Source organism: Cupriavidus mimosae (genome assembly GCF_023952485.1).
GTDB lineage: Bacteria > Pseudomonadota > Gammaproteobacteria > Burkholderiales > Burkholderiaceae > Cupriavidus > Cupriavidus taiwanensis_C.
In genome coordinates, this window is record NZ_JALHRY010000003.1 from 426,573 (window position 1) to 439,527 (window position 12,955).

9 protein-coding genes are annotated in these 12,955 nt (G+C 66.9%); 7 read left to right on the forward strand and 2 right to left on the reverse strand.

Going from position 1 to position 12,955, the window contains the following annotated elements; all coding sequences use genetic code 11:
- The first annotated feature begins 20 nt into the window (after positions 1-20).
- The 5 genes from MKD50_RS08350 to MKD50_RS08370 are packed head-to-tail and all read left to right on the forward strand — an operon-like array spanning position 21 to position 7,023.
- Positions 21-2,255, forward strand: a complete 2,235-nt coding sequence (locus MKD50_RS08350) for a polysaccharide biosynthesis tyrosine autokinase (RefSeq protein WP_115703269.1) — start codon at positions 21-23, stop codon at positions 2,253-2,255.
- Positions 2,256-2,258: 3 nt separating this feature from the next.
- A complete protein-coding gene (locus tag MKD50_RS08355; RefSeq protein ID WP_252666843.1) occupies positions 2,259-3,338 on the forward strand; it encodes a hypothetical protein in 1,080 nt (359 codons plus the stop codon).
- A complete protein-coding gene (locus MKD50_RS08360) occupies positions 3,301-4,530 on the forward strand; it encodes a polysaccharide pyruvyl transferase family protein (protein WP_115703265.1) in 1,230 nt (409 codons plus the stop codon). Before MKD50_RS08355 ends, MKD50_RS08360 begins: the two co-directional genes overlap by 38 nt.
- Positions 4,527-5,729 (forward strand): lipopolysaccharide biosynthesis protein, encoded by a 1,203-nt coding sequence (locus MKD50_RS08365; RefSeq protein ID WP_115703263.1) that lies wholly within the window; start codon positions 4,527-4,529, stop codon positions 5,727-5,729. Before MKD50_RS08360 ends, MKD50_RS08365 begins: the two co-directional genes overlap by 4 nt.
- A complete protein-coding gene (locus tag MKD50_RS08370; protein ID WP_252666844.1) occupies positions 5,716-7,023 on the forward strand; it encodes a glycoside hydrolase family protein in 1,308 nt (435 codons plus the stop codon). The genes MKD50_RS08365 and MKD50_RS08370 overlap by 14 nt, the downstream gene beginning before the upstream one ends.
- A 20-nt stretch (positions 7,024-7,043) precedes the next feature.
- On the opposite strand, the gene MKD50_RS08375 is transcribed toward MKD50_RS08370, so the two are convergent.
- Together MKD50_RS08375 and MKD50_RS08380 are read right to left on the reverse strand one after the other, a co-directional pair.
- Positions 7,044-8,156, reverse strand: a complete 1,113-nt coding sequence (locus MKD50_RS08375; RefSeq protein ID WP_252666845.1) for a glycosyltransferase — start codon at positions 8,154-8,156, stop codon at positions 7,044-7,046.
- A gap of 48 nt (positions 8,157-8,204) precedes the next feature.
- Complete coding sequence (locus MKD50_RS08380) at positions 8,205-9,584, reverse strand: undecaprenyl-phosphate glucose phosphotransferase (RefSeq protein WP_115703574.1); 1,380 nt, start codon at positions 9,582-9,584, stop codon at positions 8,205-8,207.
- 660 nt (positions 9,585-10,244) lie between these two features.
- Here MKD50_RS08380 and MKD50_RS08385 point away from each other — a divergent pair.
- Entirely contained in the window at positions 10,245-11,066 is an 822-nt protein-coding gene (locus MKD50_RS08385) for a transcriptional regulator (RefSeq protein WP_252666846.1), read from the forward strand.
- A gap of 74 nt (positions 11,067-11,140) precedes the next feature.
- Positions 11,141-12,850, forward strand: a complete 1,710-nt coding sequence (locus MKD50_RS08390; RefSeq protein ID WP_252666847.1) for a hypothetical protein — start codon at positions 11,141-11,143, stop codon at positions 12,848-12,850.
- The last annotated feature ends 105 nt before the right edge of the window (positions 12,851-12,955 follow it).

The window sequence follows — 12,955 nt, forward strand, 5'->3', positions numbered from 1 at the left end:
CCGATACTGTCCTGCCTGCCATGAACCAGTCCACTTATGTTCCCGTCGCGGCGCCGGCCCAGTCGGACGAGATTGCCGTTGTCCGCTACCTGGACGTGCTGGTGGCAAACCGCTGGCTGATCGCGGCGATTGCCTTTGCCGTCCTGATGCTAGGCGTTGCCTACGCGTTCCTGGCGCGCCCGGTGTACGAGGCCAACATCCTGGTGCAGGTCGAGGACAGCCAGAACAGTCCCAACGGCCTGCTGGGTGATGTCTCGTCGCTGTTCGACGTCAAGACGCAGGCGACCGCGGAAATCGAGATCCTGCGCTCGCGCATGGTGGTCGGCAAGGCGGTCGACAACCTGCGGCTCTATATCGATGCCAAGCCCAGGTATTTTCCGCTGGTGGGGCCCTGGATCGCCAGCCAGTCGAAGGGCCTGTCCGAACCCGGCCTGTTCGGCATGGGCGGCTATGCCTGGGGCGGCGAATCGATCGAGGTGCCGACCTTCGACGTGCCCGAGGCGCTGCAGGGCGAGAACTTCGTGCTGGTGAGCCTGGGCGATGGCCGCTACCGGCTCGAGCAGAGCAGCCTGGACCAGCCCATCGTCGGCCGCGTCGGCGAAGCGGTCGAGGTCAGCCATGCGGTCGGCGAGATCCGGCTGCTGGTGACGGCGCTGAAGGCCAAGCCCGGCATTGCCTTCAACCTGGTGCGCCAGTCGCGGCTGAAGACGCTGGAGCAACTGCAGCAGCAGTTGAACATCGCGGAGAAGGGCAAGCAGAGCGGCGTGATCGGGGCTTCGCTGGAAGGCAATGACGCCAGGCTGACGGCGGCGATCCTGAACGAAATCGGCGACGAGTATGTAGCGCAGAACATCAACCGCAAGGCCGCGGAAGCGGAAAAATCGCTGCTGTTCCTCAACAACCTGCTGCCGCAGCTGAAGGGCGAGCTCGAGCGCGCGGAAGTGAAGTACAACGCCATGCGTAACGATCGCGGCACCTTCAACCTCAGCGAGGAGGGCAAGGCCTTCCTGCAGGAGAGCGTGACCGCCGAAACCTCGCTGCTTGAACTCAAGCAGAAGCGCGCCGAGCTGGTGACGCGCTTTGCGCCGGGCCATCCGTCGATGCAGGCGGTCGACAAGCAGATTGCCGCGCTTGCCGCCAAGGCGGGGGCGGTCGCCGGCCGGGTCAAGACCCTGCCGAACCTGGAGCAGGATACCGTGCGCCTGATGCGCGACGTGCAGGTCAACAATGACCTCTATGTCGGCATGCTGAACAATATGCAGCAGCTCAAGCTGGTGAAGGCGGGCAAGGTCGGCAGCGTGCGCCTGGTCGACACCTCGCCGGTGCCCGAGGAGCCGGTCAAGCCGAAGAAGGCGCTGGTGATCGTGCTGGCGGCGGTGCTTGGCGTGCTGGCCGGGGCCGTAGTGGCCTTTGTCCGCAATGCCCTGTACGGCGGCATCACCGACCCCAAGGACATCGAGGAACACACCGGGCTCAACGTCTATGCGACCGTGCCCCAGTCCGAACACCAGCTCACCATCAGCAAGGACATCCAGGCGCGCAAGCGCGGCCACTACCTGCTGGCCGACCGCTTCCCCAACGAGCCCTCGGTGGAAAGCCTGCGCAGCCTGCGCACGTCGCTGCAGTTCGCCATGCTGGATGCGCCCAACAACCGCGTGCTCCTGACCGGTGCCACCGCCGGCGTGGGCAAGTCCTTCGTCTCGGTCAACCTGGCCGCGTTGATGGCGTCGGGCGGCAAGCGCGTGCTGCTGGTCGACGCCGACATGCGCAAGGGCTACCTGAACCAGTATTTCGGCAAGGATCGCGAGCCGGGTTTGTCCGACGTGCTGGCCGGCAAGCTGGCGCTGGAAGACGTGATCCACCGCGACGTGGTGCAGGGACTGGACTTCATCGGCACGGGGACGATCCCGCCGAACCCCGCCGAGCTGATGCTGAAGGAACGCATGGGCAGGCTGCTCGAGGAGCTCAGCGCGCGCTACGACATGCTGATGGTCGACACGCCGCCGGTGCTGGCCGTCGCCGATGCCGCGATCCTGGCCGAGCGTTGCGGCACGGTGTTCCTGGTGACGCGCTTCGGCAAGAGCTCGATCGGCGAGATCTCGGAATGCGCCAAGCAGCTGGCGCAGGTCAACGTAAGCGTGAAGGGTGTGATCTTCAACGGCCTCGACCCCAACGCCTTCCGCTACGGCTATGGCTCCAAGTACGGGCGCTATCGCTATGCCTACTACGGTTACTCGCAAAGCGAGAAGGCGTAAGCCATGCAAGCCGCGCGACTGGACCGCGACTGGGTGCTGGCCGAGCGCGGGCTGGCCACGGTGGCGAGCCTGGTGCTGAGCCTGCTCTACCTGGTGATCTATTTCTTCGGCCGCGACGCGCTGCCGGAAAAATGGGTCACCGATTCCAACAAGATGCTGGAATTCCTGGTCAGCGGCTCGACCGACCTTGACGATTCGTTCGCCGCCACCGCCAAGGTGTTCTCGGTGTTCGGCGCGGAGTATGTGAATGTCGTCACCGCCACGGTCGGCGTGGCCTATCTTGCGCTGGCGTCGAGCCGGGTGGCGAGCCTGCGTGACCTCGCCACGCGCTGGCTGTTCGTGCTGCCCTGCATGCTGCTGAACCTGCTGTCGCCGGGCAAGGAAACCGTGGTGATCGCGATGTCGATCGTGCTGGTCATGGGCGGAATGTCGCGCGGTGTGTCGTTCCGCGCGCTGGTGGTCATGACCATGGTGCTGTACGGTTGCTACGCGCTCTTTATCCGCAATTACTACGCGATGATCCTGGTGCTGGCGCTCGGCATCCGCGCAACGGCGCGGCTGAGCCCGGCATGGAAGGCCATCGTGCTGGCCTGCGTGGTGGGCGCGATCCTGGTGGCACCGTCCGAGATCCTGTATATCCTGCAGTCGCCGCGGGACATCTCGAACAACTATGCGCTGAGCATCGGCAGCGACAACCGCACCATGATCTGGAACCTGTATCCGCCCACATCCGGTGTCAATTTCATCGTCAACTACCTGTACGCGGCGGTCATGTTCGTGTTGCCGGTGATCAGCTTCCGCGCGCCGGTCGACCTGGCCATGATGCTGATGCATGCGGCGATCCTGCGCGTGGCGCTGCGCGGCTTGTCCGGCACGCCGGCGGTGACCGAAGTCGGGCGCAAGCGCCGCTGGTTTGCCACGCTGGTGGTGGCGCATATCCTGGTGCAGTTTATCTTCGAGCCTGACCTGGGCAGCTATGTTCGCCATCTCACCTCGGTCAGCCTGTTCCTCATCCCTTTGCTAACTGCCTTGCCGGCCAAACAAGATGAAGCACGTCGTCATATGCGCGGTGCCATACAGTGACAACCTCGGCGATGCGGTGATCGCCGAAACGCTGGGCCACCTGATCCGCCAGGCCGTGCCGGATTGCCGGGTCAGCTACCTGGATATCGCCGGGCGTACCCGGCTGGGGGAAAATTCGCTGAAGAAGGGCCGCCTGATGCGGATCTTCTCGCGGCTGCCGGGCTGGGCCCGGGTGCCGGTGCTGACCGCTGCCATCTGGCTGAAGTACCGGCGGCAGTGGCGCACCCGCTGGCAGCAGCAACTGGCCGATGCCGATATGGTAGTGGTCGGCGGCGGCCAGCTGCTGTGCGACGTGGACCTGAACTTCCCGCTCAAGCTCTACCTGCTGGCCCGCTGCCTCGGCAACAACGCCAAGGTGGCGCTGGTGTCGGTGGGCGTGGCCGCCGGCTGGTCGCGCCTGGGGCGCTACCTGGTGTCGCGCTTCTTCGCGCTGGCGGCGCCGCAATTCGTCTCGGTGCGGGATGAAAGCTCGCGCCGCAATATCGTCGGCCTTGGCGCGGGCGAGCCTTGCGACGTCGCCATCATTCCCGATCCCGCCATCCTGAGTTCGTCGCTGTATGCGGAGCACGGGCTGGAGAAGCGCTGGGACGTGGGGATCTGTGTCTCGGACGTCGAATCGCTGCACTACAACGCCGACCTGGTCGCGGTATCGGAGCAGGGCGCGGGGCTGGGCATGTTTGTGGAACTGGTACAAAAGCTGCGCCAGGGCGGGCAGCGCGTGGTGCTGTTCACCAATGGCGCGGAGGAAGACAATCTCGCCGCGGCCACGGTCAGGAGCCGGCTGGGGGCGGAGGTCGCGAACGGCGTGGATTACATGCTGCCGAAGTCGCCAGCGGAGCTGGCATCGATCATCGCGGGCTGCCACAGCATGGTCGGGCACCGCATGCACGCCAACATCATCGCCTTCAGCTTCGGCGTGCCTTCCGTCGGCATCGTCTGGGACACCAAGGTCGCGTCGTTCTTCAAGCTGAGCGGACGCGGCGATTTCGCGATGCGGCAGAGCGCCGGCGCCGACGACGTGATGGAACGGCTGGCCTGCGCGCGCTCGCTGGGGGCGGCGCAGTTCAAGCGCTCGGCCCGGCTGGGCCGCGACATCAGGCAGGGGCTGGCGCTGCTGTTCGACCAGAAGCTGGCCGTGCCGGCCGCGCCGGCGCCGCTCCGGGCGGCGCCTTCGCTCGAGGGGGCGCCATGATGCGCCGCATGCTGCCGGCGCTGGGCGCGGTGTTCGAGCAGGCCGCGTATACGGCGGTGCAGTTCGGCATCAACGTGGCGCTGGCCCGCTCGATGGACGTCGCGGGCTATGGGCTGGTGGCGGTGGTGCTGTCGCTGGTGGTGTTCATCAACATCTTCTATGTTTCGTTCCTGCACGAGCCGGCGCTGATCGAGGGGATCAAGCTGCGCGTGCGCTTCTCGGCCGAGGTCGCGGTGCTGACGGTGTTTCCGGTCGCGGCCGGGTCCATTCTCTATCTCTACGGGCATGGCCTGAGTACGTCGGCCTGTGCGGCGGCGGCGGTGCTGTTCGCCAGCTACACCGCGTACTGGGTGCTCAGGACCGTGGGCGCGAAAGCACGCGGCTATGCCGGGCTGCTGGTCTGCCACACGCTGATCGGCGGCGGCGTCGCCATGATCGGCCTGGCCTCCGGCACGCAGCCGGCGCCGGCGGCGATGCTGATGCTCGCAGCCGCGATCCTGTTGCCGACGCTGGTGGCTGCCGCCACGCTGCGCCGTCGCGGCCGCATCGAGGTGGTCCCGGGCCGCCCGGAGTCGCCGCGCCAGTGGCTGGGGTTCGGGGCCAGCTCGGCCAGTGCGCAACTGATGAGCTGGCTGGTCGGGCCGGGCCTGGTGGTGCTGCTAGGCTCGCTGGGACACTTTGCCGACTCGGCCAAGTTCCGCATCCTGCTGACAGTGCTGCTGCCGGCCCAGTATGTCCTGATGGCGCTGGGCTACCACCTGATGCCGAGATTCGCGGCGTCATTCCGGCAGGACGACACGCGGACGCTGGCCAGGAACGCGGCCGGCTTCGTGCTGGGCGGCGTGGTGCTGTCCGGCGCGCTGAGCGTGTTGCTGCTGCTGTTTGGCGACCAGCTGGTGGTCATGCTGTTCGGCGCGGCCTATGGAGATCTTGACGTGCGCTTCTTTTCGCTGTTTCCGATCGTGTTTGCGGTGGTGATGTGCCTGCGCACCTTGCTGAAGTCGTTCGGCATGGCGCGCGCGATCTTCCTTGCCGCGGGCATCGGCCTGCTGGCGGGCGTCACGCTTGGGGCGTGGCGTTATCCGCAGCTCGACTACCTTGTGGCGGCGCAGGTCATGCTGGTGTCGTTCCTCGTCATCGCGCTGTTCCAGACCGGTGCGCTCGCCATGGGCGTACTGCGCAGGCATGTCGCCGCGTAGTGCCGCATCGTCGCGCCGCGGGGCGCAGACGCGCGCGCTGGCGCTGGCTGCGCTGATCGCGGTCTCGGGCTGGTGGACCGCCCGGCGGGCCCATGCCGAGAACGGCCAGGCCTCGGGCCGGATTGCGTCGATGCCGGCCTTTGCCGTGCAGATCGATCCGGCCACGGTGTCGGCCCGCGACTTCGCCGAGATCAGGCGCCTGGGCTTTTCCCATGTGCGTTTTGGCGTGCGGCCCGAGGTGGTGCGCGGACACCTGGCGCCGCAGCGCTACGCGCAGGTCATTGCGCAGGCACGCCAGGCCGGCCTGCAGATGCTGGTTACGCTGTATGGCGGGCGGTATATCTGGGGCGACCAGGGCGAGGAGGGTGGCAGCGATGCCAGCGAGGCCAGGTTCGCCGCGTTCGCCAGCCAGTTCATGCAGCGCAACGCGGGGCCGGACCTGTCGTACGAGATCTGGAACGAGCCCGACAACAAGACCTTCCTGCATCCGTCGGTACCCGTTTCCCGGCTGATCTCGACCGCCGGAAAGATCTGCGAGGCGCTGGCGCAGGCCGGCACGGCGCCGCCCCCCGCCGTTTACCTGTTCGGCCTGGCGCGCATGCCCGGGGCGGCAAATCCCGTGGCGGAACAGTCCTTGTCGCGCCTGCTGACCGATCCGCGCCTGGGCTGCATCAAGGGGCTCAGCGTCCATCCGTACCGCGCCACGCCCGAAACCCTGCTGCGCGACTATCGCCAGCTGGGCGGCCGCATCCGCAATTCGCCGCGTCCGGGCGCGCAGCTGATCGTCAGCGAATGGGGCTATGCCTCGTACCTGCCGGTGCGCAGCGAAGCCACGCAGGCGACGCTGATTGCCAGGCAGGTGCTCGCCGGCGTCATGGCGCAAGCGCCCATGCTCGGCATCTACGCGTGGCGCGACCGCGGCCAGGCAAGATGGGACCGCGAGGCGAACTTCGGTCTGCTCAGGAACGATGGCTCGGAGAAGCCGGTCATCGCCATGCTGCGCGACCTGCTGGCCCTGTTGTCCGGGGCGAAGGATGCGCAATGGCGCCAGCGCCAGGACAGCTTCGTGCTGTCGCTGCGCAAGGACGGCGCGGTGCATCGCATCTATTGGGGGCCGCAAGGCCGGGCGCTGTTGCTCGAGGCGCTGGCGCAGGCGGGGTCGGACGGCTGCAAGGTGAGGGCGCTGGGCACTGCCGCAGGCGCGCGCCCGTGCGCGGCGCTGCAGGACGGCACCGTGCTTGCCGACGCGGAGATGCTGCTGGCCAGCTGGCCGGGCGGCAATGCGCCGCCCTGACCAACCCCGTCGGCGCGGTGCTAGGCGAGCAACGCGCGCGAGTAGAACGACTCGAACTTTCTCGCCTGGGTCACGATGTTGAACTCGGACTTGGCGCGCGTCACCGCTTGCTCGGACATGGTCTGCCACAGCGTGGCGTCGCCGACGATGGCTTCGATCGAACTGGCCATGGACGGGGCGTCGTCCACCGGCACGATAAAGCCGTTGCTGCCATCGACGATGATGTCCTTGATGCCGTCGACGTCGGTGCCAACCACCGGGATTGCCAGCGCATTGGCTTCCGCCAGCACGTAGCCGAAGCTCTCGTAGTGCGAGGTCAGCACCACCACCGCGGCATGTGCCAGCAGTTCCAGCAGCTCGGCGCGGCTCATCCACGCGATCGCGGTGATGTCCTTGCCCTCGACCAGACCGCGTTCCTGCAGCATGGCATCGAGCGTGGCGCGGTCGTTCTCGTAGTGGCCGTAGCCGACCAGCATGAACTCGAGGTCGGCACGGCCCTGGAACAGCCTGGCCACGTCCAGGAACATGGGGATGTTCTTCTGCGGGCTGATCCGCGCCACCATGATCACGCGCTTGACGCCGGCGCCAAGCTGCCGTTCCACCGGCACGGAGCGCGGCTCGACGGCATTCAGGATGGAATGTGCGCGCTCGCGCGGCAGGCCCACCTCGTGGATGGCGCGGTCGCGCTCCGACGGCGAGGTCGCCAGCACCGCATCGGTCAGCCGGTGCAGGAAGCGCTCCGCCATCAGGAACACGCGCCGCTTGATGCCGCGCAGGCCCAGGTAATAGTAGGCATGCGGGGTGTAGACCACGCGCACGTTCAGGCCGATGCAGGCCAGCCGTCCCACCAGTCCCGCCTTGGAACTGTGCAGGTGGACGATCTGCGGCGCCACGCGCTTCACCAGCGCGCGCAGGTTCAGTGCCGCCTTCAGGTCGTTGAGCGGATCGAGCTTGCGCGGAATCGGCAGGTAGCTGACGCCGAAATTGCGCGCATCGGCAACCGCCGACACCGAGCATTGCTTCGGCAGCGCGAAGTGGAAGCTGATGTGCTCGTCGTTGATATGGGAGGCCAGCAGGTGCAGGTAGGTCTCGACACCTCCCAGGCACTCGGTCACGTGCAGGACTTTGATCATTGGCTTGCGGATGCGATGGCGTAATGGATGCGGGATAGCTGACGTGGCTCAGTAGGCGTTGCTGCCCATCCAGCCGCGGAAGGCGGTCCAGAAAATGATGCGCAGGTCGAGCCAGAACGACCAGTTGCGGATGTAGAAGATGTCGTGCTCGACCCGCTTGGCCATCTTGTCCAGGGTGTCGGTCTCGCCGCGATAGCCGTTGATCTGCGCCCACCCGGTGATGCCCGGTTTGACGCGGTGGCGCAGCATGTAGAAGTCGAGCTGCTCCTTGTACATGTTGTTGTGTGCCATCGCGTGCGGACGCGGGCCCACCACGCTCATCTCGCCCTTCAGCACGTTGATGAACTGCGGCAGCTCGTCGAGGCTGGTGCGGCGCAGGAAGGCGCCGATCGGCGTGATGCGGGTGTCGCCCTTGGTGGCCTGCGTGACGACGCCGTGCTCGGCATGCACCTTCATGCTGCGGAACTTGTAGACATGGATGACGCGTCCGTCCAGGCCGAGTCGTTCCTGCTTGAAGAACACCGGCCCGGGCGAGTCGCGCTTGATCAGCACCGCGATCAGCAGGAACAGCGGTGACAGCGCCACCAGCACGAGCGCGGCGAAGGTGCGGTCGAAGATGGCCTTGATGGTGCCGCGCACTCCCAGCGAAGGGGGCTTGTTCATCTCCACCGCGGGCATGCCGAGGAAGTTGCCGACGTTGTGGTTGAGCAGGTCGAAGTCGAGCACGCTCGGCATCCACTTGATGTCGATGAAGTCATTGCGCAGCGAGAAGGCGATCTCCTGCATCAGCCGGTGCTCGCTCATCGGCAGCGTCAGCCAGATCTCGGCAATGCCGTGCTCGCGCGCGAACGCGGCGATGTCGGCGCTGTCGTAGATGCGGCGGCGTCCTTCCGGCGTGGGCTCGCCTTGGGCGGCATAGATGCCGCTGATCTTGTAGCCGGTGGTGTGGCTGGCGGTGGCGCGGCGGTACATCTCCTGGCCGGTGCGGCCGAAGCCGACGATGACGACGCGCTTGTTGTTGGCACCGGCCACGCGCAGCAGGTTGAGCACGGCCCGGCTGACCACGCGCAGCGCCACCAGCCCTGCCAGCGCGAACAGGTACCAGTACACCATCCACAGGCGCGACAGCGAGTCGGTCTGGTGCAGCAGGTAGGTCAGCAGCAGGCTCACCAGCCAGACCAGGCTCCACGCCGACAGCAGCCGCGCGGCGAGCGAGAACAGGCTGCGTCCGCGCCACGACGTGTACACGTCGAAGCCTGGCAGCACGATGAAGGCAATGGCACAGGCAAAGTACTGGATGAACTGGTGGATTGGCGCCTGCGCGGTGTCGAACCGCACTTCACTGGCCAGGATTGCCGCCACCCAGATGGCGCCGGCGTCGAGCAGGCGAGCCATCAGCGCGAGCTGATCGTGGTGCCTGGCAAACATATCGCGATAGATACCCAATTGCTTCTCCCAGAAGCGTTGAGTAATGGGCGCTCATGCGAGTGCCCACGCCCTTGTTGTCTCCTCCGAACTCCCGGTCCGCGCGAAGTGGCGGCCAGGCTCGTCGCATGGCATGCATCTGTCTGTGCATGCTCATGGCGTGATCAAGCAGAGTCGTGCGGGGCTGCCTTGCGGCAGCGGTTCCATGGTGTGGCGGCGGTCAGCGCATGACCTGCCACGGGCCGCATCGGTGAGGGCCGTCCATGCAACTGCAACGCTCTCGTTCTGCCGGTGCGCTGAAGGCCCCGGCGTGCTCCGTGTTTTCAGGAGCGAATAGTGCGATGCGGCCAAAAGCGTCGGTACCCTTCATCGGAAGGGAAACTCCGGACGCGTGTGAAGCGGCCTCGCGCCGGTGCCTGCAGCGCAATTCGTGGCGGATGTGATCGACTTGCGCGCGTTTTTTCGCGCGCGAAAATGCCGCCATTCGCGCTTGCGCGTTACCCCGCGCAAGGAGGGAAACGACAGGGCAGCGCACCCCTCGCTGCGGGGGTGAGAATAAAAAGCGATGACGAGCAGGTCCGGAACCGCCGCCCTGGTGCGAGGCACCGGCACGGCGGATGCGGTGCAGCGTCCGGGCATCCTTCACTCCACCGCGGCAGAGGAATGAGAAAGAACACAGAGCCACTGACGGTCTTCACGCGCGAACAGCTGGATTCATATTTCGCGTCGTACGTAGGGATGGAAGGCGGCAATCCAGGCGCTGCGGTCTGGTTCTGCGACAGCTCTCCGCATCCTGGCGTGGCGCCTCTGGCGGGCCCGCTGGTTCCGCATGCGCGGCCCACGGCCTGGGATACCGCCTACCGCTACAAGTACCGGCACCACATGGAGCGCTGGCAGTCGCACCAGAAGATCGCGCGCATCATGGCCGCGGCGCGCGCCAAGGTGTTCAGGACCACCATGGGCGAGCAGGACTGGAAGCATTACTTCGACCATCACCTGTACGGCCCGCAGGGCGCCGAGTTCAAGCTCAGCCTGTTTCCGCTGCCGGCGCGGGTGACCGAAGAGATCCCGTGGTCGAAGGCGTTTCGCGGCCAGCCGGAGCTGTTTCCGCGGCAGCGCTATCTCGACCTGTGCCGCGAGGGCCGCCGCTTTGCCTTTATCGACGGAATTCGCCGGTTGTGGAAGCCGAAGGTGGTGATATGCCTGGGCGAGCGCCATGCCGACGACTTCGCGCAGGCCTTCGGCCTGGCGCAGGCGCATGCCACCGACCACGTGCTGCAGCCCGCCGACCAGCCCAAGACGCTGCGCGTGCTGGAACGCGACGGCACCACGTGGCTGATCTGTCCGCCGCTGGCCGGAGCCGGGGGAATGATGTCCGACGTGCTGCTCGACGCGATGGGGCAGTACCTGTCGCGCTGGCTGCGCCCGGACGATTTCTCCGGACACGTCATCGGCATGGCGCAGGAGCCGGTGAGCCAGCCATGAACCCTCGCCAGCGAGCGTCATGGACGCCCTCACCATGTTTCGTCGTAGCGATGTATTGATCTCAGGAGAGCAGCGTGCAAACTAAAACCCGGAACATCTTCATGCTTGGCATCATGGCAGGCGCGGCGGCAACGCTCGTGGCTTGCGGCGGCGGCGACGATTCGCCAGCGCCTTCCCAGCCGTCCCAGCCCTCTGCCACGGTAAGCGGCAAGGCAGTGGACTTCTACCTGTCGGGCTCGACCGTGACCTTCCTCGATTGCGAGAACAAGACCGCGGTCACCAATGCCACCGGCGACTTCACCTTCCCGGCAGGCTGCACCAAGAGCGCGCTGAAGCTGACCGGCGGCACCGACGTCGGCACCAACCTGCCGTTCGCCGGCGTGCTGCAGGCCCCGGCGATCGATTACCGGGAGGGCGTGACCCAGGTGGTGTCGCCGCTGACCACGCTGGCGGTGCAGCTGGGCGCAGGCCAGGTCGCGCCGCTGGCGACCGGGCTCGGCCTGGCAGGCAAGGACCTGGCCACGCTTGACCCGATGCAGGATGCAGCCGCGCTACGCGCTGCAGTGGTGGTGCAGCAACTGGTCGACCACGTCTCCAAGACGCTGACCGGCCTCGGCGCGGGCGGCACGCTGACGCCGGCGGATTCGGCCGCGGCCGCGTCGAAGGCAGTCGCCACCGCGGTGACAAGCACGCCGGGCACGGCGGATCTGACCAGCGGTGCGCTGGTGGCGGGCGTGGTGTCCAGCGCCGTGCAGAACGCGCAAGCGGGCCTGCCCGCCAGCCTGCAGGCGAACATCGGCGCCGTGGCCACCAATGTGGCCGCACTGGCCGCGCCGGTGATCGCCAGCGAAGTGGATAGCGTCAGCACCGCGCTGGAAGCGATCGACGTCAGCAGCAGCCCCACCGAAACGTTGTCGGCCCTGATCGAGGGCGGTTCGATCAACATCGTCACGCAGAGTGCCCAGACCGCCACGACCACGGCGCTGGTGCAGGCGGTCACGGCGGGCGCACTGGCCAATGCGGCGAACGCGGCGGGGCTGGCGCAACTCGGCGACGCCGTCTCGAGCGGCAGTGCCGCACAGATCCAGCAGGTCGCCGCGAACCTCGGCGGCGTGGTCGACGCCGGCGCCATCAACAGCGTCGCCGACGCGGTCCGGCTGAAAAACTCGCTGGTGCTGTCGAACCTGACCATCAACGGTGTGACCCAGCCGATCACCGACACCATCACGGCCACCGGCGGCTCGCTCGATGCGATCCAGGTCGGCGTGGCGCAGAACGGCGATGCCTTCAACGGCGGGCCGACGCAGGTGCGCGCGGGTCTGAGCTACACCTATAACGGCAACCAGGTCGATGTCATCATCGAGAACGTCACGCTGACCTTCAACGGCTCGCAACTGGTCGATGCGGTGGTGCCGGCCAACACCGCGTATTCGTTCCGTGTCAGCGGCAACCTGTCGGTCGCGGCAAGCCTGACCAACGCCGCCGCCGACAGCCTGTTCTCGAGCGCCAACGGCGGCTCGCTCAACCTGCCGTTCACCGCCTTCCTGGGCAAGCTGCGCTCCTCCGGCGCGCTCAGCCAGGCGCAGGTCGATGCGCTCACCCCCAAGGCGACCAGCACCTTCCCGGTGACCTTCGCCACCACCACCGGCCGCCCCGGCCGGGACGTGCGCGTGGGCATGCAGGTCAACAACGACGTCGCCTTCGCCAAGACGGCGCTGGTCAAGACCGATGCCGAGATGGTGGTCGGCGACGGCCTCAAGACCACGGTCACGCTCAACCCGTGACCGGCGCATAGCGCCGCAGCAAAGGCCTTCCGCCCGCACGGGGAAGGCCAGGCCCCCGGTCATCCGGGCCCGTGGCGGGTGTAGCCTGCCGCGCGCCGATGATGA

Excerpts from the sequence above, each read along its gene's own strand:
- MKD50_RS08350 (WP_115703269.1), top strand. The coding sequence starts at position 21 with ATGAACCAGTCCACTTATGTTCCCGTCGCGGCGCCGGCCCAGTCGGAC.
- MKD50_RS08355 (WP_252666843.1), top strand. The coding sequence starts at position 2,259 with ATGCAAGCCGCGCGACTGGACCGCGACTGGGTGCTGGCCGAGCGCGGG.
- MKD50_RS08360 (WP_115703265.1), top strand. The coding sequence starts at position 3,301 with ATGAAGCACGTCGTCATATGCGCGGTGCCATACAGTGACAACCTCGGC.
- MKD50_RS08365 (WP_115703263.1), top strand. The coding sequence starts at position 4,527 with ATGATGCGCCGCATGCTGCCGGCGCTGGGCGCGGTGTTCGAGCAGGCC.
- MKD50_RS08370 (WP_252666844.1), top strand. The coding sequence starts at position 5,716 with ATGTCGCCGCGTAGTGCCGCATCGTCGCGCCGCGGGGCGCAGACGCGC.
- MKD50_RS08375 (WP_252666845.1), bottom strand. The coding sequence starts at position 8,156 with ATGATCAAAGTCCTGCACGTGACCGAGTGCCTGGGAGGTGTCGAGACC.
- MKD50_RS08380 (WP_115703574.1), bottom strand. The coding sequence starts at position 9,584 with ATGTTTGCCAGGCACCACGATCAGCTCGCGCTGATGGCTCGCCTGCTC.
- MKD50_RS08385 (WP_252666846.1), top strand. The coding sequence starts at position 10,245 with ATGAGAAAGAACACAGAGCCACTGACGGTCTTCACGCGCGAACAGCTG.